Genomic DNA, 23,567 nt, shown 5'->3' with positions numbered 1-23,567 from the left:
GAGCGGAATAGGTTTAGGCCAGCACGTCCAACAGGGTTCCGACCATCTCGTCGGCGGTGCGAACGACAGCAGCATTGGCCGCGAAGTCTGTCTTGGCGCGGATCTGCTCGACCGCCTCGACCGCCAGATCATCCAGCGAGCCCGAGGCCGTGCGACGCGCGCTGGCCTCGAAGCGGTTGGCGGCGTTCTGCATCCCGGCGGCGGCGATGCTCAGGGGCGGGATCGTCATGGCGGTCTCCGGGCGACGGGAAGGTGTGCGAGCGGTCAGGATCGTGGCTTTGCGATCAATGTCGCCTGAACAAGCGTGGTGAACGGCGGTCTTTTTCCGGAAACACGCCGCATCGGGGCCAATATTGGTGTATAGAGGCGGTCTTCTCCTCGCCCGGCCGGCTGTTTGCCTTGGCCGGGCGCGGTCGTTTCGGCGGCCGCATTGCTCTTTTTCAGGTCGTATATGCCCTTTCCCGCGATCCACCCCGCGCTAGACCGCGCTCTCGTCAACAAAGGCTATGCTGAGCCCACGCCCGTCCAGGCGGCGGTTCTGGATGGCCACGGCGAGGCCGACATGCTGGTCTCGGCCCAGACCGGATCGGGCAAGACGGTGGCCTTCGGTCTGGCGGCGGCTTCGACCCTGCTGGGCGACAACGAAAGCTTCGGGCCTGCCGACGCGCCGCTGATGCTGGCGATCGCGCCGACGCGCGAACTGGCGCTGCAGGTCTCGGCCGAGCTGGAATGGCTGTACGGCCAGTCGGGCGCCAAGATCACCACCTGCGTCGGCGGCATGGACGCCCGCAAGGAAGCCCGCGCGCTGAACTTCGGCATCCACATCGTGGTCGGCACCCCCGGCCGCCTGAAGGACCACATCGACCGCGGCAACCTCGACCTGTCGGCGCTGAGAGTGCTGGTGCTCGACGAGGCCGACGAGATGCTCGACATGGGCTTCCGCGAGGACCTTGAATACATCCTCGAGCAGTCGCCGCCCGAGCGCCGCACCCTGCTGTTCTCGGCCACCATCGCCCGCGACATCGCCTTGCTGGCCAAGCGCTATCAGCGCGACGCCGTGCGCATCGACACCGTCGACCGCAGCGCCCCGCACAGCGACATCGAATACCGCGCCCTGCGCATCGCCCCGAACGAGATCGAGCACGCTGTCGTCAACGTGCTGCGCTTCTATGAAGCGCCGGGCGCCCTGGTCTTCTGCTCGACCCGCGACAGCGTGCGTCACCTGCAGTCGTCGCTGCTGGAGCGCGGCTTCTCGACCGTCTCCCTGTCCGGCGAAATGGGCCAGCGCGAGCGCACCGACGCCCTGCAAGCCCTGCGCGACGGCCGCGCCCGCGTCTGCGTCGCCACCGACGTGGCCGCGCGCGGTCTGGACCTGCCTGACCTGGGCCTGGTGATCCACGCCGAACTGCCGATCAACAAGGCGACCATGCTGCACCGTTCGGGCCGTACCGGCCGCGCGGGCAAGAAGGGCGTCTCGATCCTGCTGGTGCCGCACACGCGCCGCCGCAAGGCCGAGATGCTGCTGAACTCGGCTGGCGTCGACGCCACCTGGGCCGGCGCCCCCACGGCTGAAGAAATCCTGGCCAAGGACGAAACCCGCCTGCTGGGCGGCGACATCTTCGAACAGGCCGTGACCGAAGAGGACATGGTGCTGGCGCGTCGCCTGATGAGCGAGCGCACCGCCGACGAAATCGCCGCCGCCCTGATCCGCGTGATCAAGAAGGACCTGCCAGCGCCGGAAGACCTGCTCGATCCGGGCGCAATCCATCAGCCGCGCGGACGCGACCGCAGCGCCGCCGGCGGCGGTGAGGACTTCTCGCCGACCCCGTGGCCGGGCGACCGCCTGCAGGCCGACGAAGTCGTCTGGTTCCGCATGGATGTGGGCCGCAACAAGAACGCCGACCCGAAATGGCTGATCCCGCTGATCTGCCGCGTCGGTCACATCACCAAGAAGGAAATCGGCGCGATCCGCACCTTCCCGGATGAGACCCGCTTCGAGATCGCCAAGACCCACGAAGGCCTGTTCCGCGACGCCCTGAAGAACAGCCCGCGCGACGACGTCACCATCACCCCGTCGGAAGCTCCGACGCCGGGCGGCGGCGGCTTCAAGAAGCCGTTCAAGAAGCGCGACGACGACCGTGGCGGCGACCGTCCGGCCTTCGCCAAGAAGCCGTTCAACCGCGACGAGCGCACCGGCGACGGCCCGCGCCCGGACTTCAAGAAGAAGCCCTACGCCCCGCGCACCGACGCTGAGCGCGGCCCGCGCACGGACGGCGACAAGCCTTACGCCAAGAAGCCCTTCGGCGCGAAGCCGGGCGGCTTCAAGCCGGGCGGCAAACCGGCCGGCGCCAAGCCGTTCAACAAGGCCGGCAAGCCCGGCAAGCGCTTCGACTGATCCATGATCGCTGACTTGCCCCCGGTTCGATCCGGGGGCAGGCTGCGGCCATGACCGCAGGCGATCCGCAGACTGGCCGCGACCCTGGAGAGCGATACGCCTCCTTTGCGGCTTTCTATCCCTATTACATCCACGAACATTCCAACCGGACCTGCCGCCGCATCCATGTGGTCGGGACGGGGCTGGTGATCGCCGCCTTCCTGGCCTTTGCCTGGAGTGGAAACCCCTGGTGGCTGCTGGCCATGCCGCTGGTCGGCTACGGCTTTGCCTGGGTCGGGCATTTCTTCTTCGAGAAGAACCGGCCGGCGACCTTCCAATATCCGCTGTGGAGCCTGATGGGCGACTTCCGGCTGTTCTTCGAGACGGTCAGCGGGAAAAGACGGTTCTAGTCCGCATCCGTCATCCCGGCCGCAGCCGAAGGCGTAGAGCGGGGGGCGCTCAGGACGCCGAGTTTGCTGCGATCCCGGATAGCCCTGCGGACTTCCGGGATGACGAGCAGCCGAACAGCAAAAAGGCGACCGGATCGCTCCGGTCGCCTTTTTGTCTGCGGGATAGGTCGCTCTTAGTTCGAAGCCGTCTGCCAGGCGGGCGGGCAGCCGTCGAAATCGCCGGCGTCAGCGATGGTCAGGGTCTTCATGTTCAGGCTGCGGGCCTGCTGCATCGAGCCGCGACCGTGGCCGGTATAGAGGTCGATCTTGGCGCCCTTGATCGCGCCGCCGGTGTCCGAGGCGTACCAGTAGCCGTCGTGAACCTCGCCGTTGGCTAGGCGCATGCCGACCGTTTCGCGGATGAACAACTTGGTGCGACGCGGGATAACGCGGGGGTCGACGGCGACCGTGCGCATGGCGATCGGACGGCAGCCGAGCGAGTCGTTGCCCGTCGCGCCGCCGCCGCCGGCGTGATAGAGGCGGGCCGAGGCGCGCCAGTCGGGATCGCCCGCCATCAGCTCGGCCTGTTCGGCGGAGAGGGCGGAGGCATCGATGGAACTTTCATCCGCTACGGCGGTTTCCACTGCAGCCGTATCGATAGCGACAACGGCTTCATAGGGCTGAGGCTCTCCGGAACCGGAGAAGGCCATCGCCCAGAACATGGCAAGCGCAGCGGCTGTGTTCAGCATCGAACAAACTCAGGAAGCACCGGTCCCGACACGATCCGGCAACGGGTTTCTGATCTCCAATTGTGGCAAAAACGCGGCGAATGAGATCAGGTGCGGCCCTGCGTCACGATCATTGTTCGATTAGTCCACAGGCCCATGAGCATATCGTCTAAATGTCACAGCATATGTGGCAGCAACGAATTCAGTATTCGTGAGGCTTGGCTTCTATACTGATGGGATCAGCTATCCGGTTAACACCTAAGTCTGCTCGTGTAACACTTTATTGCGAAGAAAGTCTGTGTTTCGGTTTAAGATAACGTCGGCGTGATCGTGCGGCCACGTCGTGGACCGTATGGGTGGAGGCGGGGCCGGGAATGGGATAAGCGGTCGTTTCCCTTCGAAATTTTCCGCCGGTGTCCTCCGATGAAGCGTCAAGTCAAACGCCTGATGATCTCCGCCGCCGCCCTGATGCTGGTCGCGGCTCCCGCCGTTCAGGTCGACGCCTGGGGCAATACCGGCCACCGTCTGATCGGCGTCGCGGCCATGCGGGCTTTGAGCGACGACCTGCCGGCCTTCCTGCGGACCCCGGCCTCGATCGCCGACGTCGGCGAACTGGCGCGCGAGCCCGACCGTTGGAAGGGGGGCGGCCAGCCGCATGACCGCGAGCGCGACACGGCCCACTTCATCGACTTCGACGACAACGGCTTCGCCATGAACGAGAAGGGGCCCTCCATCGACGCCCTGCCGCGTCTCAAGTCGGACTTCGACACGGCCCTGGTCCAGGCGGGGCTCAAGATCGATGAGGTCGGCTACCTGCCCTACGCCATGATGGACGCCTATCAGAACCTGGGCCGCGACTTCGCCTACTGGCGCGTGCTGACCGCCGCCGAGGGCCGCGAGATGGATCCCGGCAAGAAGGCCTGGTACCGCGCCGACCGCGAGCGCCGCGAGGCCCTGATCCTGCGCGACATCGGCGTCCTGGCCCACTATGTCGGCGACGGCTCGCAGCCGCACCACCTGTCGATCCACTTCAACGGATGGGGCGACTATCCCAATCCGGAGGGCTTCACCAACTCGCGCCGCACCCACGGCGTGTTCGAGGGCGAGTTCGCCTCGCGCGTCGCTCGTCTGGACACGGTCGAGGCGGCGATGAGCCAGCCTCAGGTCTCGGGCCTGGACCTGCGCGCCCGCACCGCCGGCTATCTGAAGACCACCCTGGGCACAGTCATTCCCTTCTACCATCTGGAGAAGGCGGGCGGCTTCAAGGACGCCGACCCGCGCGGCGCGGCCTTCGTCAACGAGCGTCTGGCGGCTGGCGCCTCGGAACTGCGCGACCTGATCATCCTCAGCTGGCGCGAGAGCGGCACGGCCTCCATCGGCTGGCCCGCCGTCAAGGTGGCCGAGGTCGAAGCCGGCGCGGTCGACCCCTGGACCTCGATGATCGGCGAGGACTGATCCCGCTTCCTTCTTCCCTTGAGGGAGAAGGTGGCAGGCGAAGCCTGACGGATGAGGGGTGCGAGGAAGCTGGGCTGAGGGCTTCCTGTCCAACGTCGCGCCGACACCCCTCATCCGACCCTACGGGCCACCTTCTCCCTCAAGGGGAGAAGGGCTAAAGACCGCCCCATGACTGAACTCACGCCCCCCGTCGTCATCCTCGACAAGTCCCAGATGGCCGAGAACATTGGCGCGGTCGCTCGCGTCATGGCGAACTTCGGCCTGTCGGAACTGCGCCTGGTCACGCCGCGCGACGGCTGGCCCCAGGAGCGCGCCTGGGCCACCGCCTCCGGCGCGGACTGGGTGCTGGAGGGCGTGCGCGTCTTCGACAGCGTGGCCGAGGCCGTTCATGACCTGAACACCGTCTTCGCCACCACCGCCCGCCCGCGTGAGACGCGCCAGCCGGTGCGCACCCCGCGCGAGAGCGCCCGCATCCTCTATGACGACACGGCGTCGGGCCTGAAGACCGGCCTGCTGTTCGGCGGTGAGCGGGCGGGGCTGGAGACCACCGACATCGCCCTGTGCGCCGGGATCACCACCATCCCGATCGACCCCAAGCACCATTCGCTGAACCTGGCCCAGGCCGTGGCCATCAACGCCTATGAGTGGCGCACCCTGATCCTTGACGCCCCCCCGCCGCGCTTCCGGGAGGGCGATCCGCCCGCCTCGAACGAACTGCTGGTAGGCATGTACGAACACTTCGAAGCGGAGCTGGACGCCGGCGGCTTCTTCCATCCTCCCGAGAAGAAGCCGTCGATGAGCCAGAACCTGCGCGTCATGCTGGGCCGCGCGGCCTTCACCGAACAGGAGGTCGCCACCATGCGCGGCGCCATCCACGCCCTCGCCAAGGGCCGCGGCCGGGTGCTGGCCAAGCTGGCTGAGAAGCGCGCGGCGGAAGCGAAGAAGGGCGAGTGAAGCTCGCCCTCATCTACCCCCTCGCAGCCTTGGCGGAGATCGGCGGCTGCTTCGCCTTCTGGGCCTGGCTGAAGCTGGACCGGTCGCCGGTCTGGCTGATTCCGGGCGTGATCAGTCTGATCGCCTTCGCCTGGCTGCTGACCCTGGTTCCGGCCGAGACGGCGGGGCGGGCGTTTGCGGCCTACGGCGGGGTCTATATCGTCGCCTCGCTGGCGTGGATGGCGCTGGTCGAGAAGACGACGCCGGACCGCTGGGACCTGGTTGGCGGAGCGGTCTGCCTGATCGGGGCGGGGGTGATCCTGCTCGGACCGCGAGCCTAGAGGTCCGCGAAGAACCCCGGCACGGCCTCGGTGGCGGGGCCATAGACGCCTCTGTCGAACAGGCGCGCGCCCTGCGTCGGCTCCAGATTGATCTCCACCGTCCGCGCCCCGGCCATCCGCGCCGACTGGACGAAGCCCGCCGCCGGATAGACCGCGCCGGAGGTGCCGATGGAGACGAACAGGTCGCACCTTTCCAAGACCGCCTCGATCCGCTCCATCTCCAGCGGCATCTCCCCGAACCAGACGATGTGCGGCCGCATAATCCCCTGCGGGTGATGCGGCGAGGCGTGCTCAGCTTCCAGATCTCCGGTCCAGTCGCAGACGACACCCGACGCGGTGCAGCGCGCCTTGTTCAGTTCACCGTGCATGTGGATCAGTTCGAAGCCCGGTGCGGGCGGCCGTTCAAGGTGCGCCCGGTCGTGCAGGTCGTCGACGTTCTGCGTCACCAGAAGGAAGTCGCCATCCCACCGCGCCGCCACATCGGCCAGAGCTCGGTGCGCGGCGTTGGGCTGCACGCGCGCCAGATGCCGCCGCCGCTGGTTGTAGAAATCCTGCACCACGGCCGGGTTGGCCGCGAATCCCTCAGGCGTCGCCACCTCCTCGATACGATGCCCCTCCCATAGCCCGTCCGAGGCGCGGAAGGTCGGCACGCCGCTCTCGGCCGAGACGCCGGCGCCGGTCAGGACGACGAGGTTCATGCGGGGCTCCTTTGTGCGCTAGCCAGGCTGTCATGCAGCCAGTCGATCATGGCGCGGACCTTGGGCGGGACGTGGCGGGGGTGGGGATGGACGGCCCAGACGCCTTCGTCGGGCGGGCGGGCCTCGTCGAGCAGGGAGGCCAACGCGCCCGACGTCAGAGCTTCGGCGACGTAGAAGTCGGGCAACTGGCACAGGCCGAGGCCTTGCAGGGCGGCGTCGAGCACCGCCGCGCCGGAGTTGCAGCGCCAGCGGCCGGTGGGGCGCAGGCTGACTTCGCGCCCGGCCTCGGTGAAACGCCATTGCTCGGACGAGCCGATCAGGCCGTCGTGGCTGGCGATCTCGGACAGGTCGCGCGGGGCGCCCCGCCTCGCCAGGTAGTCGGGGCTGGCGCACAGGATCAGTCGTCGCGAGGCCAGCCGCCGCGCCATCAGCCGCGAGTCAGTCAGGTGGCCGAACCGCACCGCCAGATCATAGCCGTCGCCGACCAGGTCTCGCAGCCGGTTGTCCAGATCCAGCTCGATCCTCAGCTCCGGGTTCTGGCGCGCGAAGGCGTTGACGGCGGGGGCGATGAAGCGCTCGCCGTAGGAGACCGAGCAGGTCATGCGCAGCAGGCCGCGCGGGGCCTGATCATCGGGCTGGACGGCGGCCAGGGCCTCGTCGCGTTCGTCAATCAGGCGACGGCAGCGGGCCAGGAAGTCGCGGCCCGCGTCGGTCAGCTCGACCCGGCGGGTGGTGCGATGCAGCAGGCGGGTCTGCAGCCGATCCTCCAGCCGGGCGATCTCGCGGCTGACCGCCGAGGTCGACAGGCCCAGGCGCCGGGCTGCGGCCGAGAAGCTGGCCTGTTCGGCGACAGCGGTGAATTCGTCGATCCCGTCCCAGCGGCTCATCGGGACGTTCGATCATGATTGTTGCGGTGCGACAATAATGTTTTGCGGTTGTCGCCATATCCGCCCCGCCGCGACCGGCGTAGAACAGACGCCAATTCACTACTCAAGCCTTCTGTCTCTCAAGCAGCGAGCCGCCGTGCGGCGAGCGTTAGAGACGTCCCAAGGATCAAGACCATGAAAACCCGCGCCGCTGTTGCGTTTGAAGCCAAACGCCCGCTCGAAATCGTCGAGGTCGATCTGGAAGGCCCGCGCGCGGGCGAGGTGCTGATCGAGATCAAGGCGACGGGCGTCTGCCACACCGACGCCTATACGCTGGACGGTCTGGACAGCGAGGGCATCTTCCCCAGCATTCTGGGCCACGAGGGCGCGGGCGTGGTGGTCGAGGTCGGGCCGGGCGTGACCAGCCTCGCCGTCGGCGACCACGTCATCCCGCTCTACACGCCGGAATGCCGCCAGTGTAAGTCGTGCCTCAGCCGCAAAACCAACCTCTGCACCTCGATCCGCTCGACCCAAGGCAAGGGTCTGATGCCGGACGGCACCTCGCGCTTTTCCTACAAGGGTCAGGCCATCGCCCACTACATGGGTTGCTCGACCTTCTCGAACTACACGGTGCTGCCCGAGATCGCCGTCGCCAAGATCCGCAAGGACGCTCCCTTCGACAAGGCCTGCTACATCGGCTGCGGCGTGACGACGGGCGTGGGCGCGGTGGTCAACACGGCCAAGGTCGAGCCGGGCGCCAACGCCGTGGTCTTCGGTCTGGGCGGCATCGGCCTGAACGTCATCCAGGGGCTGAAGCTGGTCGGGGCCGACATGATCGTCGGCGTCGACATCAACGCAGACAAGGAAGAATGGGGCCGCCGCTTCGGCATGACCCACTTCGTCAATCCCAAGGACGTCTCGGACGTGGTGGCCCATCTGGTCGAACTGACCGGCGGCGGCGCCGACTACACCTTCGACTGCACCGGCAACACCGTGGTCATGCGTCAGGCGCTGGAAGCCTGCCACCGGGGCTGGGGCGAGAGCATCGTCATCGGCGTGGCCGAGGCGGGCAAGGAGATCTCGACCCGTCCGTTCCAGCTGGTCACGGGCCGCGTCTGGAAGGGCTCGGCCTTCGGCGGCGCGCGCGGCCGCACCGACACGCCCAAGATCGTCGACTGGTACATGGACGGCAAGATCGAGATCGACCCCATGATCACGCACACTCTGCCGCTGGAACGCATCAACGAGGCCTTTGACCTGATGCATGAAGGCAAGAGCATCCGCTCGGTGATCGTCTTCTAAAAGAACGTTGCCAAACGAAACTGACCAAGCCTAGCTTGCGGCGCCCGGCGAACCGGCCGGGCGTCACATCGGGAGGAAGATCATGTTCACGCACGTCACCCTGGGCGCCAACGACGTCGAGGCGTCGCACAAATTCTATGACGCGGTGCTCGGCGCCCTGGGCCATCAGCCCGGCGCCTACAATGACCAACCCCGGCCGGGCGTCTGGTACATGACGCCGCGCGGCATGCTGGGCGTGGTCACGCCGCGCGACGGCGAGCCCGCCTGTCACGCCAACGGCGGCACCATCGGTTTCGCCGCCGCCAGCCCGGAAGCGGTCGTCGCCTTCGCCGAGGCCGGCGTGGCGGCGGGCGGCACGGCCATCGAGGACCCGGCGGGTCCGCGCGACACCCCCTTCGGCAAGATGCACCTGGCCTATCTGCGCGATCCGTCGGGCAACAAGATCTGCGCCGTTCACCGGCCGGGCTGAGGACTGAAACGATGAAGAAGGCGGCGACCGCGTCGATCATGGCCCTTGCGGTCGTCATGGGCCTCGCCGCCTGCAATCGCGAGCCTGCGCCCGTGGCGGCGGAGACCCCCGCCGAGGCCTGGGTGGGCAAGGACGTGGTTCTCTATCTGCCCGATCCGGTGATGAAGGCGCGGGTCGAGGTCGCGGCCCTGTCGCCCTATGTCAATGCGGCGGCGATTGCGGCTGAGGGGGCGATTCGCGCGGCCCCCGCCCAGGCCGGCGCCTCGGGCATGTTGCTGCTGATGGTCAAGCCGGGCGGGCGCTCGAAGGCGTGGGTCGTGACCGGCGAGCCGGCCGCCAGCGCGGAAACTGTCGCGGCCGTGGTCAAGGCGGTCGAGGCCGTGCCGGCCCCCGCCGTGCGCGAGGGACCGATCCTGGTCGGCGTCGGTTTCGAGGCCTGGGGCGGCGGCGCGCCGCCCGCCGGGGCCAACCCGCCGATACCGCGCGACTGGTACAGCTATTTCCCGAAGGACGGCGGCCGACTGGACGACGCCTTCATGGCCCGCGTCTGGCCTGACTGATCTTCAGGAGTCTGAGTTGATGGAAACCACCAAGAGCCACGCCGTTTACGGCGGCACGTTGCGCTATCTGAAGCATGACAGCGCGACGACCGGCACGCCCATGACCCTGTCAGTGTTCACGCCCGCGGGCGAGGGGCCGTTCCCGGTCCTGATCTGGCTGTCGGGCCTGACCTGCACCGAGGATAATTTCACCACCAAGGCCGGGGCCTACAAGGCCGCCGCTGAACATGGCTTCATCATCGTCGCGCCCGACACCAGCCCGCGCGGCGAAGGGGTGGCCGACGACCCCGCCTATGACCTGGGGCAGGGCGCAGGCTTCTATGTCGACGCCACGCAAGCGCCCTGGGCGCCGCACTTCCGCATGGAAAGCTACGTCACGGACGAGCTGATCGCCCTGATCGACGCCGAATGCCCGACCACGAAGACGCGTTCGATCTTCGGTCATTCCATGGGCGGCCACGGGGCGCTGACGCTCGCCCTGCGCCACCCCGACCTGTTCAAATCGGTCTCGGCCTTTGCCCCCATCTCGTCGCCGACGCGCTGTCCCTGGGGCGAGAAGGCGTTGTCCGCCTATCTGGGCGAGGACCGCGCAGAGTGGGCCAAACACGACGCCGCCCTGCTGATCGAAGGCGGCGCGGCGGCGGGCCGTTTCGACGACATCCTGGTGGATCAGGGCGACGCCGATCCCTTCCTGGCCGAGCAGTTGAAGCCGGAGTTGCTGGCGGCGGCGGCGAAGGCGGCGGGACAGCGGCTTACCCTGCGGATGCAGCCGGGCTATGATCACTCCTACTTCTTCATGGCCAGCTTCGTGGACGACCACGTGGCCTTCCATGCGACCCGCCTGAAAGCCTGAAACGATGACCGACGCCGCCCCCAATTTCGACCACGTGGACTTCGACGAAATGTTCGCCGCCCTGTGCAGCGAGGTGGGCTTCTGCCTGCATGACAAGGGTCAGAAGAAGGTGATCGCGGCCCTGCCCAAGGGTCTGGACGCCGCCATGAAGGCGGTGCTGGCCGCCGACGGTGTGGACGAACCCAATGCGCCCGGCGACCTGAAGAAGGCCGTGCGGGACTGCCTCAAGGCCCACGTCCAGCCCGACTGATCTGATCCAACGGCGGCGGGTGGACGAAACTTCATCCGCCGCGTGACGGTGACGCCTTGCGGGGCGGTGTCGCTTCGATAGTGTCCTTCCCAACTGCTTTTGGGAGGAAGCCTCGATGATGGACCGTCGCCGCCTGTTGATGACCGCTGCGCTTGGAGGCGCGTTCGCGACCTCCGGCGCCGCACGCGCCCTGGCCCAGGCTGCGGGGGCCCCCGCAGCCGCCCCTGCGGGGCCCGCCTCGACCCAGTTCCTTGCCCTGCTGGACAAGATCGCGCAGGAGATGATCCTGTCCGACCCCGAGACCCTGACCGCTCTGGGCATGGATCGGGGACCGATGGCCGCCGCCCGCTTCAAGCTGAGTGATCGCTCCCAGGCCAAGATCGATGCGGACAAGGCCAAGTTCAATGAGGGCATGGCGGCTGTTAAGGCCATCGACAAGGCTCAGCTGACGGCCACCGAGCAGACCTACTACGACTCGCTCGAGTTCTTCGGCGACACGGTGCAGGAGGGCTACGCCTTCCCCTATGGCGGGGGCATGTTCCCCTCGCCCTATACGGTCAGCCAGCTGGGGGGATCGTACCAGCAGATCCCCGACTTCCTCGACAGCCAGCACCGCATCGAGGCGGCGGACGACGCCGACGCCTACCTGTCGCGCCTGTCGGACTTCGCCAAGGGGCTGGACGCCGAGCGCGAGCGGATGCAGGCCGATTTCGCCGCCGGCGCCGTGCCGCCGGACTTCGTCATCGACCGCACCCTGACCCAGATGGCCGCCATCACCGGCATGGCCCCGGCCGACTCGGTGATGAGCGAGTCGGTTGCGCGTCGCACCGCCGAGAAGAACATCCCCGGCGACTGGGCCGCGAAGGCTCAGGCCATCCTGACGGCCGAGGTCTATCCGGCCATCCAGCGTCAGGCCGAGGCCCTGAAGACCGTGCGTCCCGGCGCCACCCACGACGGCGGCGTCTGGCGTCTGCCGCAGGGCGAGGACTACTACCGCTTCGGCCTGAAATACTTCACCACCTCGTCGATGACGCCGGACGAGGTGCATCAGATGGGGCTGGAGCAGGTGGCGGACATCTCGGCCCGCGCCGACGCCCTGCTGAAGGCGCAAGGCATGACCCAGGGCACGGTCGGCGAGCGCATCGCCGCCCTCGGCAAGGATCCGCGCTTCGTCTATCCGAACACGGACGAGGCCAAGGACGAGCTGATCCAGGAGCTGAACGCCCAGATGGTCGCCATGCAGGCGCGCATGCCGGACTATTTCGGCCGCCTGCCCAAGTCACCGTGCGACATCAAGCGCGTGCCCAAGGCCACCGAGGCCGGGGCGCCGGGCGGCTATTATCAGTCGCCGGCTCTGGATGGTTCGCGTCCGGGCGCCTACTACATCAACCTGCGCGACACGGCGGAATGGCCCAAGTGGACCCTGCCGACCCTGACCTATCACGAGGCGGTGCCGGGGCATCACTTCCAGATCGCCTTGCAGCAGGAGCAACCGGATACGCCGCTGCTGATGAAGGTCATGGGCTTCTCGGCCTATTCCGAGGGCTGGGGTCTGTACGCCGAGCAACTGGCGGACGAGATCGGCGCCTATGAGAACGATCCCTTCGGCCAGATCGGCTATCTGCAGTCGCTGATGTTCCGCGCCGCGCGTCTGGTCGTCGATTCCGGTCTGCACCACAAGCGCTGGAGCCGCGAGCAGGGCATCCGCTACATGGTCGATACCCTGGGCGATCAGGAATCCAGCATCGCCACCGAGGTCGAGCGCTACTGCGTCTGGCCGGGTCAGGCCTCCAGCTACAAGGTCGGCCACACCACCTGGGTCAAGCTGCGCGAAGACGCCAAGAAGCGTCTGGGCGACCGTTTCGACATCAAGGGCTTCCATGACACCGGCCTGAACCTGGGCGGCGTGCCGCTGACGGTGCTGGAGCGGACCATGAACGCCTGGACGCCGGCCTAGGCCTTTTGAACTCCGGGCGCGCCGGCCCGACGACTGTCTGAGTATGAGGGGGCGCGCGGCGTCGCGCCGTCCTCGTCGGGGAGTAAGACCATGATCGACCGCCGCCGCCTGTTGCTGACCGCCGCCGCCACGGCCGCCGTCGCGCCGTCTCTGGCCCATGCCGCCGCCAATGACGCGGATGCGCGCCTGAACGCCCTGCTGGACGGCTGGTTCGAGGCCGACATCGACGAGTCGCCCGAGCGCGCCACCAACCTGGGCCTGGACAAGGGCGCCCGCGCCGGTCTGTCGTCGCAGCTGAGCGAGGCCGGTCCTGACGCCATCCGCAAGGACCGCGACAAGGCCATCAGCCGCTGGGCGAGCTTGCGCGCCTTCGACCAGACGGGCCTTTCCGAAGCTGGCGCCCTGAACTACGCCATCGCCGCCTTCGGGCGCGAGACCTCGGCCGAAACCTCGCGCTTTGCTTACGGCGCGGGGCCGGGCCGTCCGTCGCCCTATGTCGTGACCCAGCTGTCGGGCGCCTATTTCGAGACGCCGGACTTCATGGACAACCAGCACCGCATCGAGGATGCGGCGGGCGCCGACGCCTTCCTGTCGCGCCTGTCGGCCTTCGCCGGGGTTCTGGACGGCGAGACGGACAAGGTGCGCGAGGACGCTGGGCTGGGCGTCATCCCCCCAGACTTCATCATCGACCGGATGCTGCCGCAGGTCCGCACCCTGCGCGACACGCCCGCCGCCGACCTGGCCATGATCAAGTCGCTGGTGCGCAAGACCGCCGCGCTGAACCTGTCGGGCTATGACGCCCGCGCAGCCGCCATCGTCGATCAGCAGATCAAGCCCGCCCTGGCCCGTCAGGTCGCGGCCCTGGAGGCCATCCGCCCGCAGGCGACGCACGACGCCGGGGTCTGGCGTCTGCCCGACGGCGAGGCCTTCTACGCCAACGGTCTGAAGTCCAACACGACGACCACCCTGAGCGCCGCCGAGATCCACAGGATGGGCCGCGAACAGGTGGCCGAGATCAGCGCCGAGATCGACGCCATCCTGAAATCCCAGGGCTATACGCAAGGCACCGTCGGCGAACGCATCCAGGCCCTGAACAAGGACCCGGCCCAGCTCTTCCCCAACACCGACGCGGGCAAGGAAGAACTGCTGCAGTGGCTGAACCAGCAGGTGGCGGCTCTGGAGCCGAAACTGCCGACGGTCTTCGGTCGTCTGCCCAAGACCCACGTCGAGATTCGCCGGGTGCCGGTGTCGATCCAGTCGGGGGCGCCGGGCGGCTATTATCAGGGGCCGCCGCTGGATGGCTCGCGACCGGGCGCCTACTACATCAACCTGCGCGACAGCGGGAACTGGCCGAAGTTCGCCCTGCCGACCCTGACCTATCACGAGGCCTCGCCGGGCCACCACCTGCAGGTCGCCCTGCAGCGCGAGTCGGGCGAACTGCCGCAATGGCGCCGCGCGGGCGGCTTCTCAGCCTACAACGAGGGCTGGGCGCTGTACGCCGAGGCGGTCGCCGCCAACGACCTGAACGCCTATGCCGATAACCCGCTGGGCCGCGTCGGCTTCCTGATGTCCTACCTGTTCCGCGCCGTGCGTCTGGTGGTCGACACCGGCCTGCATTCCGAGCGCTGGAGCCGCGAACAGGCGGTCGAGTACATGGCGGCCTCGGGCGCCAAGCCGCTGGACGCCTCGAACAGCGAGATCAACCGCTACTGCGTCTGGCCGGGCCAGGCCTGCTCCTACAAGGTCGGCCACACGGTCATCGCCCGCCTGCGGGCCGATGCCGAGGCTAGGCCCGGCTTCGACCTGCGCGCCTTCCACGACAAGGTGTTGATGAACGGCTCGCTGCCGCTGGCGGTGCTGGAAGCCCAGATGCGGGGTTGAGGGGCCGTATCGACTGAAGACCGGCCCGGATGTCCGCATCCGGGCCGTTTTCATGTCAGCGGCTGCGCCAGGTCGTCGGCCACTGGTCGGACGGAACGCCCCAGCATTCCCGCATCTCGCTCTCCGCCGCGAGGACGAAGGCGCGGCCGGTCCAGACCCAGAGCGAGTCGATGCCGCAGTCGCCGATGCCGCGCCCCTTGTTGAAGCCGCGCAGGGTGCGGCTGCCGGGGTCATATTCGCTGTCCACCACCTCGTCGTCGGGCGTGCGCGATGTGGGGAAGCTGAGGGCCTGCGGACCGGCCCCGTTCGGGCCGGTCAGGAAATAGCGCATGCTGTAGTTATAGGCCCCCGACGAGCAGGGCACGCCCCACAACTCCTGATCCGCCGACAGGCGGTCCACGGTGACGGCGGTCTGGAAGTTCGGGCTCTGGACGGTGTCGGCGCGGCACTGTTTCACGTCGGCCCGCGCCTCGAAGGCGGCGGACAGGACGGGCTTGGGCAGGTTGGTCTGGGCCACCGCGGGGGCGGGGCGGACCACGGGCAGGGCCGGGGCGGCGGGCACGGTGGAGGCGGGCTTCGATCCGCGCCGCACGAGTGCAGTCGTCGTGCTCAGGCGGCCCTGACGCTCGTCGATCCACAGCAGGGCGGCGGCGGCCCCGGAGAGGGAGATGGGCGTGCTCTCCGTCCCCTGCGACAGGGTCAGGCGGCGGCCTGATGCCAGGGCGTCCACAACCGGCAGGGCGTCGCCCTCGATCATCCCGGCGTAGGCCTGATCATTGGAGGGGTCGATTGCCTGCGCGGCGGGGAAGGCGCGGCCGTCGATCGTCAGGGTGAAGGGGCCGGCGCCGCCCTCTTCCTGATCCCCCCAGAAGCCGGCGGAGACGGCGGGGCGGGCGTCGGGACCGGCGCCCAGGCTGACGCGCACCCAGCCGCCCTGACCGTCGGGCGCGGGACCGAAGGCGGAGCAGGCGTTGCCGTTGTCGCAGACGACCAGCCAGTCGCGGAACTTGCGGGTCTCTGTCTTGACCGTGGCTATCGCGGCGTCGCGGGAGGCGGGCGCCGCTGCGACGGCGGTCGAGGCGGTCGGCTCTGTCGAAGCCCCTTCCTGACAGGCCCCCAGGGCCAGGGCGGCGGACGCGGTAAGCAACAGGCTGCGAAGCATCATGGGCGGCGTTTCCGGCGACAGGAGCGGGACGCCATGAACGGTCAAGCCGGCCTCCGGTTCAAGTCGGATCGGGGCCTTTGCGCACAGGAAGGCGCTTGCGGCCCCTGACCCTTTGCGCCCGCGCCCGCGCCTCGCTATACCGCCCGCACGATATTCCTTCCCAGATTGAGAGACAGAGGCAGAGCATGGCCAAGATCAAGGTCGCCAACCCCATCGTGGACATCGACGGCGACGAAATGACCCGGATCATCTGGCAGATGATCAAGGACAAGCTGGTCTTCCCCTATCTGGACCTGGACCTCGACTACTACGACCTCAGCATGGAAAACCGCGACGCCACCGACGACCAGGTGACGATCGACGCGGCCCACGCGATCCAGAAGCACGGCGTCGGCGTCAAGTGCGCCACCATCACGCCTGACGAAGCCCGCGTGGCCGAGTTCGGCCTGAAGAAGATGTGGAAGTCGCCGAACGGCACCATCCGCAACATCCTGGGCGGCGTTGTCTTCCGCGAGCCGATCATCTGCTCCAACGTGCCGCGTCTGGTTCCGGGCTGGACCCAGCCCATCGTCGTCGGCCGTCACGCCTTCGGCGACCAGTACAAGGCCACCGACTTCCTGGTTCCCGGTCCGGGCAAGCTGACCATGAAGTGGGTCGGCGCCAACGGCGAAGAGCAGAACTACGAGGTCTTCGACTTCCCCTCGGCCGGCGTGGCCATGGGCATGTACAACCTGGACGATTCGATCACCGAGTTCGCCCGCGCCAGCTTCTCGTTCGGCCTGCAGCGCAACTATCCGGTCTATCTGTCGACCAAGAACACCATCCTGAAAGCCTATGACGGCCGCTTCAAGGACATCTTCCAGAAGGTGTTCGACGAAGAGTTCGCCGCCGAGTTCAAGGCCAAGGGCCTGACCTATGAGCACCGCCTGATCGACGACATGGTGGCCGCGGCCATCAAGTGGTCGGGCGGTTTCGTCTGGGCGTGCAAGAACTACGACGGCGACGTGCAGTCGGACATCGTCGCTCAGGGCTTCGGCTCGCTGGGCCTGATGACCTCCGTGCTGATGACGCCGGACGGCAAGGTGCTGGAATCGGAAGCCGCCCACGGCACCGTGACCCGCCACTACCGCCAGCATCAGAAGGGCGAGGCCACCTCGACCAACTCGATCGCCTCGATCTACGCCTGGACGCGCGGCTTCTCGCACCGCGCCAAGCTGGACGACAACGCCGAGCTGGCCGAGTTCGCCGCCACCCTGGAACGCGTCGTGGTCGAGACGGTCGAAGCCGGCTTCATGACCAAGGACCTGGCCCTGCTGGTCGGCGACCAGCAGTCGTGGCTGACCACCGAAGGCTTCCTCGACAAGGTCTCCGAGAACCTGAAGAAGGCCCTGCCGAACATCGGCTAAGGGCGCTACCGCGCTTCGCGCTGCTTGAGCGCGTTACGCACCAAGAATGGGCCCGCTGGAGAAATCCGGCGGGCCTTTCTACTGGGCGCTGTCCATCCCAACCGCCGTCATCCTCGGGCTTGACCCGAGGATCGGATTGTCCGCCTGCGCGACGTGGGTGAGGTTGAGTGCGACCTTGCGCTCGATCCTCGGGTCAAGCCCGAGGATGACGGCGGGAGGGGGCGCAATGAACGCCAAGCATTAACGCCGCGCTTGAGCCCCTCCACGAACCATGCCCTTAATGTCCCTGGGGATTTTCGGGGGTCGTGGTGCAACATGTCGCCTACCCGTCGCGTTCGTAAGGCAGGGGAGGGCCGATGAACCAGAAACTGATCATTCGACTGGGGGGCGCCGCCGTGGCGGTGTTCGTCCTGGCCTATGCCGCATCGCCCTTGCTGGCGGCGCGGTCGCTGGTGCAGGCGGCCAAGACGGGCGACGAACGGGCGCTGGAGCGTCAGGTCGACTTTCCGGCCTTTCGCGCCAGCCTGAAGGACGAGCTGAGCGCCCGCATGGTCGCTGAAATGCGCAAGGACGATCGTCTGGGCGGTCTTTCGGGCCTGGGCATGCTGCTGGCCCCGACCCTGGTGTCGGGCGCGGTGGACGCCTTCGTCACGCCCCAGGCCATCGCGGTCATGGTGCAGGAAGGCCAGGCGCCCAAGCCCGATCTGGCCAAGGTAGAACCGGACGTCGGGCCGAAGCCGGAGAGCAAGAAGGTGCGCCAGTCCTGGGGCTACCGCGACCTCGACACCTTCGCCGTTACCCTGACCCGCGACGACCAGCCGGACGAGCAGGTCTCCCTGCTGATGAAGCGCCGCAACCTGTTCGGCTGGAAACTGGCGGGGATTGATCTGAGCGCGCCGGAGTAAATAATACCCGCTCATCCCCGCGGAGGCGGGGACCCAGTGCTTTGGCTTCAAGCGCCAACAGCTAAGGATAGTGCGTGAGGCTCTTACTGGGTCCCCGCCTCCGCGGGGATGAGCGGGTTGTTGGTGATCTGGCGAAAGAAAAAAAGGGCGGCGCATCCGATGCGCCGCCCTTTCCTGTTTCAACGCCGAGAAGGCCTTAACCCTTCAGCGCGGCCCGGATCGCTTCCAGACCGGCCTCGGCCTTCGACCCGTCCGGGGCGCCGCCCTGGGCGAAGTCGGGCTTGCCGCCGGCGCCCTTGCCGCCCATGGCGATGACGGCGTCGCGGGCCAGGTTCGCCGCATTGACCTTGCCGGCCATGTCTGGCGTTGCGGCGACGGTGACGGCCGCCTTGCCGTCGGTGACGCCGACCAGGGCGACCACGCCCGAGCCGAGCTGCTTCTTGAAGTCCTCGGCCACGCCGCGCAGGCCCTTGCCGTCGACGCCGTCCAGGACGCGGGCGATCAGCTTGACGCCGTTGATCTCTTCCGGGGCCGCATTGGCGCCCGCGCCGCCGCCCAGGGCCAGCTGCTTCTTCAGGTCGGCGACCTGCTTCTCCAGCGCCTTGCGTTCGGCGCTCAGGGCCTCGACCCGGGCCGGGACGTCGGCGGTCTGGATCTTGAAGCTCTGGGCCAGCGAACGGGCGACATTGGCCTGGGCCAGCAGGAACTGACGCGCGGCCTCGCCGGTCAGGGCCTCGATGCGGCGCACGCCGGCGGCGACGCCGCCTTCCGACACGATCTTGAACAGGGCGATGTCGCCGGTGCGGGCCACGTGGGTGCCGCCGCACAGTTCGACCGAATAGGCACCCTCGCCAGTCAGCGCCTGGCCCAGGGTCAGGACGCGGACCTCGTCGCCGTACTTCTCGCCGAAGAGGGCCACGGCGCCGGCCTCGATGGCGGCCTCGGGGTGCATCAGCGCCGTGGTGGTCGGCAGGTTCTGACGGATGACCGCGTTCACCTCGTCCTCGATGCGGGCGATCTCTTCGTCCGTGAGGGGGGCGTTGTGGCTGAAGTCGAAGCGCATGCGCTCAGAATCGACCATCTGGCCCTTCTGGGCGACGTGGGGGCCCAGCACGTTCTTCAACGCAGCGTGCAGCAGGTGGGCGGCCGAGTGGTTGGCGCGGGTGGTCGGACGCGAGCCGACCTCGACCGTGGCCGTCACCACGGCGCCGACCGTCAGGGCCGCGCCCTGGGCCACCTGCACCGTGTGAACGAACAGGTCGGCGTGCTTCTTGGTGTCCAGCACCCGGCCTTCGCCGTTGCTCCAGACGAAGCCGCCCTTGTCGCCGGCCTGACCGCCGCCTTCGGCGTAGAAGGGGGTCTTGTCGAGGACGACCTCGACCACTTCGCCGGCTTCGGCGGCCTCGACCGCCACGCCGTCCTTGAGGATGGCGACGACCTGGCCTTCGCCGGTTTCGCTGTCATAGCCGGTGAACTGGGTCACGCCGTGCTGGTCGCGCAGGGCCAGCCAGGCGCCGGCCGAAGCGGTCTGGCCCGAGCCGGTCCAGTGTTCGCGCGAACGGGCGCGCTGCTCTTCCATGGCGCTTTCGAAGCCATCGACGTTGACCGAGAAGCCGCGACGGCGAGCCTCGTCCTGCGTCAGGTCCAGCGGGAAGCCGTAGGTGTCGTACAGGGTGAAGGCCGTCTGGCCGTCCAGCATGTCGCCGGCCTTGAAGCCGGTCGTGGCCTGATCGAACAGGTTCATGCCGCGGCCGAGCGTGGTGCGGAAGCGGATCTCTTCCTGCTTCAGCGTGTCCTCGATGAAGGCCTGAGCGCGGCCCAGCTCGGGATAGGCCTCGCCCATCTCCTGGACCAGGGTCGGCACCAGACGGTGCATGAGCGGGTCGGCGGCGCCCAGCAGGTGGGCGTGGCGCATGGCGCGGCGCATGATGCGGCGCAGGACATAGCCGCGGCCTTCGTTCGACGGGGTGACGCCGTCGGCGATCAGGAAGGCGGTCGAGCGCAGGTGGTCGGCGATGACGCGGTGGGACGGGGCGCGCTCGCCCTCGGCCTTCGTGCTGGTCAGCTCTTCCGAGGCGCCGATCAGGCTCTTGAACAGATCGACTTCATAGTTGGAGTGGACGCCCTGCAGCACGGCGGCGATGCGCTCCAGACCCATGCCGGTGTCGACGCTGGGCTTGGGAAGGTCGCGAACGATCTTATCGTTCTCCTTCTCATGCTGCATGAAGACGTTGTTCCAGATCTCCACGAAGCGGTCGCCGTCTTCGTCCGGCGAACCGGGAGGGCCGCCGAAGATGTGGTCGCCGTGGTCGTAGAAGATCTCGGTGCACGGACCGCACGGACCACTGTCGCCCATGGCCCAGAAGTTGTCGGCGGTGGGGATGCGGATGATCTTGTCGTCCGAGAAGCCGGTGATCTTCTTCCAGATGTCGAAGGCTTCGTCGTCGGTGTGATAGACGGTGACCAGCAGGCGGCTGGGATCAAGCCCGAATTCCTTGGTCAGCAGCCCCCAGGCGCTCTCGATGGCGTGGTCCTTGAAGTAGTCGCCGAACGAGAAGTTGCCCAGCATCTCAAAGAAGGTGTGGTGACGCGCGGTATAGCCGACGTTGTCCAGGTCGTTGTGCTTGCCCCCGGCGCGGACGCACTTCTGCGACGAGGTGGCGCGCTTGTAGGGCGGGGTCGCCGCGCCGGTGAAATAGTCCTTGAACGGCACCATGCCCGCGTTGACGAACAGCAGGGTCGGGTCGTTCTGCGGCACCAGCGGAGCCGACTGCACCTTCTCGTGGCCGTCCGCCGCGAAGTAGTCGAGGAAGGTGGAGCGGATCTGTTTCAGGCTGGTCATGGCGTATCGCTCTAAGGAGTTCGGGCGCGCGGGGAGAATGTCGGAACCGGCGTCATATAGGGATTTTGCGCCGAGCGCATCACTGGCGCGTGATCATGCGGGCCGGGCGGCGCTTTTGGGACAGGGCGGGTTCTAATCGTGCAGACGATGAGGGGAGACGATGACCCCGTCGGCGTCGGCGTAGAGCCAGTCGCCTGGCGTGAAGATGACGCCGCCGAAGGCGGTGGGGATGTCGACTTCGCCGATGGCGTCGCGGTCGGCGCGCAGGGGGATGGTCCCGACGGCCTTGATGCCGACGTTCATGGTGTCGATGACGGCGCTGTCGCGGATGGCGCCGTGGACGATGATCCCGGCCCAACCGTTGTCGAGGGCCAGCTTGGCCAGGTTGTCGCCGACCAGAGCGCGTTTCAGCGATCCGCCGCCGTTGACCACCAGAACCGCGCCCTGACCGGGCCGCTCCAGCGCCTGGCGGACCAGGGCGTTGTCATCGAGAACGCTGAGGGTGCGGATCGGCCCGTGAAAGGCCGTGACCTGGCCGAAGCTGCGGAATGGGATGTGGCAGACCTTCACCACATCGGGATGGGCGTCGCAGAGGTCGGCGGTGGCGAGGGTCATAGCGGGCTCCGTTCTTCACGGCCGAGTTTGCCCGGTGGGGCGGGCCGAGAACAGCCGAGACGATGAGAAAAGAGGGGCAGACTTCAAGAAGTCCGCTCATCCCCGCGGAGGCGGGGACCCAGTGCTTTGGCTTCAAGGGGCTTCGCTTGAGGGATATCCAGCCGGTCTGGCGCTCTCACTAGGTCCCCGCCTCCGCGGGGATGAGCGGAAACTGTAGGCCACAGACAAAAAGAGGCCCGCCCGATGCGGATCGGGCGGGCCTGCTCCGTCCGGCCCGAGCCCCGCGGGGTCGTTGGCGGGTCGCGGGGGACGGCGGACGGAGAAGCTGGCGGAAGGGCTGGATCAGCCCTTCAGTTTCACCCTTCCAGGTCTTGACCTTCGTCAGGCTCCGGCGTGCCCAGGAGCTCGTCGGCGATCTTGTTGGTCGAGGCGCGCACGGCGGCCTCGATGGCGGCGGCCATGTCGGGGTTCTGTTTCAGGAACTCGCGCACGTTCTCGCGGCCCTGACCGATGCGGGTGGAGTCATAGCTGAACCAGCTGCCGGCCTTGTCGATGACCCCGGCCTTGACCCCCAGGTCGATGACCTCGCCCAGCTTGGAGATGCCTTCGCCATACATGATGTCGAAGATGACCTCGCGGAACGGCGGGGCGACCTTGTTCTTGACCACCTTGACGCGGGTGGTGTTGCCGACGACCTCGTCGCGGTTCTTGATCGCGCCGGTGCGGCGGATGTCGAGGCGGACCGAGGCGTAGAACTTCAGCGCATTGCCGCCCGTTGTCGTTTCCGGCGAGCCGTACATGACGCCGATCTTGTGGCGGATCTGGTTGATGAAGAGGACGATGCACTTCGACTTGGAGATCGAGGCCGTCAGCTTGCGCAGGGCCTGGCTCATCAGGCGGGCTTGCAGACCGGGCAGGCTGTCGCCCATCTCGCCTTCGATTTCAGCGCGCGGCGTCAGGGCCGCAACCGAGTCGATGACCACGATGTCGACGGCGCCGGAGCGCACCAGGGTGTCGACGATCTCCAGGGCCTGTTCGCCGGTGTCGGGCTGCGACACCAGCAGGTCGTCCAGGTTGACGCCCAGCTTTTGGGCATAGACCGGGTCAAGTGCGTGCTCGGCGTCGACGAAGGCAGCCACGCCGCCCTTCTTCTGGACTTCAGCCACGGTGTGCAGGGCCAGGGTGGTCTTGCCCGAGGATTCAGGGCCGAACACCTCGATCACCCGGCCGATCGGCAGGCCGCCGATGCCGAGCGCCATGTCCAGACCGAGCGAGCCAGTCGAGACGCTTTCGATCTCGGCCACCACCCCGGCCTTGCCGAGCTTCATTACCGAGCCCTTGCCGAAGGCGCGATCGATCTGCGCGATCGCCGCCTCCAGAGCGCGTTGCTTATCGCCGTCTTCTTTACCCACGAGCTTCAATGCCGCCTGTGCCATTGGTTTTCTCTCCCTTGCCATGATTCCATTCTGGGCTTTGGGAGAGACCCGCCAGGACCCGCTCCCTCTGTGAGCCGGACTATGTGCATGGTTTGTTCTGGTTCACAAGATGTTCTCATTCCTGGCGAGGAGAACAAATGTG

General features: G+C 67.6%; 22 protein-coding genes. 14 read left to right on the top strand and 8 right to left on the bottom strand.

The window, feature by feature from the left end; genetic code table 11:
• Positions 1–13: 13 nt before the first annotated feature.
• Positions 14–229 (bottom strand): flagellar basal body rod C-terminal domain-containing protein, encoded by a 216-nt coding sequence (locus HNP51_RS00815; RefSeq protein ID WP_184265913.1) that lies wholly within the window; start codon positions 227–229, stop codon positions 14–16.
• A 222-nt stretch (positions 230–451) separates the two neighbouring features.
• Between HNP51_RS00815 and HNP51_RS00810 the strand changes: the two genes are divergently transcribed.
• On the top strand, positions 452–2,395 hold the full coding sequence (locus tag HNP51_RS00810; RefSeq protein ID WP_184265911.1) for a DEAD/DEAH box helicase: 1,944 nt from the start codon (positions 452–454) through the stop codon (positions 2,393–2,395).
• A gap of 50 nt (positions 2,396–2,445) precedes the next feature.
• Positions 2,446–2,784: an Mpo1-like protein gene (locus HNP51_RS00805; protein ID WP_184265908.1), complete on the top strand. Its 339-nt coding sequence runs from the start codon at positions 2,446–2,448 to the stop codon at positions 2,782–2,784.
• Between the two features lie 173 nt (positions 2,785–2,957).
• Here the strand turns inward: HNP51_RS00805 and HNP51_RS00800 are convergent, their stop codons facing one another.
• Positions 2,958–3,512, bottom strand: coding sequence for a 3D domain-containing protein (locus HNP51_RS00800; protein ID WP_184265905.1), 555 nt, complete (start codon positions 3,510–3,512; stop codon positions 2,958–2,960).
• A 402-nt stretch (positions 3,513–3,914) separates the two neighbouring features.
• On the opposite strand from HNP51_RS00800, the gene HNP51_RS00795 reads away from it, so the two are divergent.
• The 3 genes from HNP51_RS00795 to HNP51_RS00785 all read left to right on the top strand — a co-directional run bounded on the left by HNP51_RS00795 (position 3,915) and on the right by HNP51_RS00785 (position 6,220).
• Positions 3,915–4,946, top strand: a complete 1,032-nt coding sequence (locus tag HNP51_RS00795; RefSeq protein ID WP_184265901.1) for a S1/P1 Nuclease — start codon at positions 3,915–3,917, stop codon at positions 4,944–4,946.
• A gap of 168 nt (positions 4,947–5,114) precedes the next feature.
• Positions 5,115–5,900 (top strand): RNA methyltransferase, encoded by a 786-nt coding sequence (locus HNP51_RS00790; RefSeq protein ID WP_184265898.1) that lies wholly within the window; start codon positions 5,115–5,117, stop codon positions 5,898–5,900.
• Complete coding sequence (locus HNP51_RS00785) at positions 5,897–6,220, top strand: YnfA family protein (protein WP_184265895.1); 324 nt, start codon at positions 5,897–5,899, stop codon at positions 6,218–6,220. Before HNP51_RS00790 ends, HNP51_RS00785 begins: the two co-directional genes overlap by 4 nt.
• Here HNP51_RS00785 and HNP51_RS00780 read toward each other — a convergent pair.
• The gene (locus tag HNP51_RS00780) at positions 6,217–6,918 is read right to left on the bottom strand and encodes an NAD-dependent deacylase (RefSeq protein ID WP_184265892.1); all 702 of its coding nucleotides are present in this window, start codon (positions 6,916–6,918) and stop codon (positions 6,217–6,219) included. The two genes, HNP51_RS00785 and HNP51_RS00780, sit on opposite strands and share 4 nt — an antisense overlap.
• Complete coding sequence (locus tag HNP51_RS00775) at positions 6,915–7,805, bottom strand: LysR family transcriptional regulator (protein ID WP_184265889.1); 891 nt, start codon at positions 7,803–7,805, stop codon at positions 6,915–6,917. Before HNP51_RS00775 ends, HNP51_RS00780 begins: the two co-directional genes overlap by 4 nt.
• Before the next feature lie 174 nt (positions 7,806–7,979).
• Between HNP51_RS00775 and HNP51_RS00770 the strand changes: the two genes are divergently transcribed.
• The 7 genes from HNP51_RS00770 to HNP51_RS00740 all read left to right on the top strand — a co-directional run bounded on the left by HNP51_RS00770 (position 7,980) and on the right by HNP51_RS00740 (position 15,056).
• Positions 7,980–9,086 carry an S-(hydroxymethyl)glutathione dehydrogenase/class III alcohol dehydrogenase gene (locus HNP51_RS00770; protein WP_184265886.1) on the top strand — a complete coding sequence of 369 codons (1,107 nt, stop codon included), beginning with the start codon at positions 7,980–7,982 and terminating at the stop codon, positions 9,084–9,086.
• Between the two features lie 82 nt (positions 9,087–9,168).
• Positions 9,169–9,555 (top strand): VOC family protein, encoded by a 387-nt coding sequence (locus HNP51_RS00765; protein ID WP_184265883.1) that lies wholly within the window; start codon positions 9,169–9,171, stop codon positions 9,553–9,555.
• A gap of 11 nt (positions 9,556–9,566) precedes the next feature.
• On the top strand, positions 9,567–10,115 hold the full coding sequence (locus HNP51_RS00760; protein WP_184265880.1) for a hypothetical protein: 549 nt from the start codon (positions 9,567–9,569) through the stop codon (positions 10,113–10,115).
• Between the two features lie 19 nt (positions 10,116–10,134).
• Complete coding sequence (gene fghA, locus HNP51_RS00755) at positions 10,135–10,968, top strand: S-formylglutathione hydrolase (protein WP_184265877.1); 834 nt, start codon at positions 10,135–10,137, stop codon at positions 10,966–10,968.
• Between the two features lie 4 nt (positions 10,969–10,972).
• The gene (locus HNP51_RS00750) at positions 10,973–11,218 is read left to right on the top strand and encodes a hypothetical protein (protein WP_184265874.1); all 246 of its coding nucleotides are present in this window, start codon (positions 10,973–10,975) and stop codon (positions 11,216–11,218) included.
• Between the two features lie 115 nt (positions 11,219–11,333).
• Positions 11,334–13,175 (top strand): DUF885 family protein, encoded by a 1,842-nt coding sequence (locus tag HNP51_RS00745; protein ID WP_184265870.1) that lies wholly within the window; start codon positions 11,334–11,336, stop codon positions 13,173–13,175.
• Positions 13,176–13,265: 90 nt separating this feature from the next.
• The gene (locus HNP51_RS00740; RefSeq protein ID WP_184265867.1) at positions 13,266–15,056 is read left to right on the top strand and encodes a DUF885 family protein; all 1,791 of its coding nucleotides are present in this window, start codon (positions 13,266–13,268) and stop codon (positions 15,054–15,056) included.
• 55 nt (positions 15,057–15,111) lie between these two features.
• On the opposite strand, the gene HNP51_RS00735 is transcribed toward HNP51_RS00740, so the two are convergent.
• Positions 15,112–16,266: a DUF1176 domain-containing protein gene (locus HNP51_RS00735; protein ID WP_184265864.1), complete on the bottom strand. Its 1,155-nt coding sequence runs from the start codon at positions 16,264–16,266 to the stop codon at positions 15,112–15,114.
• A 140-nt stretch (positions 16,267–16,406) separates the two neighbouring features.
• Here HNP51_RS00735 and HNP51_RS00730 point away from each other — a divergent pair, with 140 nt between their 5' ends.
• Together HNP51_RS00730 and HNP51_RS00725 are read left to right on the top strand one after the other, a co-directional pair.
• Entirely contained in the window at positions 16,407–17,627 is a 1,221-nt protein-coding gene (locus HNP51_RS00730; protein WP_184265861.1) for an NADP-dependent isocitrate dehydrogenase, read from the top strand.
• Between the two features lie 356 nt (positions 17,628–17,983).
• Positions 17,984–18,532, top strand: a complete 549-nt coding sequence (locus HNP51_RS00725; RefSeq protein WP_184265858.1) for a DUF2939 domain-containing protein — start codon at positions 17,984–17,986, stop codon at positions 18,530–18,532.
• Between the two features lie 196 nt (positions 18,533–18,728).
• Here the strand turns inward: HNP51_RS00725 and alaS are convergent, their stop codons facing one another.
• The 3 genes from alaS to recA form a co-directional block, all read right to left on the bottom strand.
• The gene (gene alaS, locus HNP51_RS00720) at positions 18,729–21,374 is read right to left on the bottom strand and encodes an alanine--tRNA ligase (protein ID WP_184265855.1); all 2,646 of its coding nucleotides are present in this window, start codon (positions 21,372–21,374) and stop codon (positions 18,729–18,731) included.
• A 132-nt stretch (positions 21,375–21,506) separates the two neighbouring features.
• Complete coding sequence (gene rraA / locus HNP51_RS00715; RefSeq protein ID WP_184265852.1) at positions 21,507–21,989, bottom strand: ribonuclease E activity regulator RraA; 483 nt, start codon at positions 21,987–21,989, stop codon at positions 21,507–21,509.
• Positions 21,990–22,345: 356 nt separating this feature from the next.
• Entirely contained in the window at positions 22,346–23,425 is a 1,080-nt protein-coding gene (recA, locus tag HNP51_RS00710; protein WP_184265849.1) for a recombinase RecA, read from the bottom strand.
• Positions 23,426–23,567: the final 142 nt, after the last annotated feature.

It is taken from the genome of Brevundimonas bullata, assembly GCF_014207965.1.
In the GTDB taxonomy this organism is placed as follows: domain Bacteria; phylum Pseudomonadota; class Alphaproteobacteria; order Caulobacterales; family Caulobacteraceae; genus Brevundimonas; species Brevundimonas bullata_A.
This window is presented reverse-complemented; position numbering and strand designations above follow the sequence as displayed.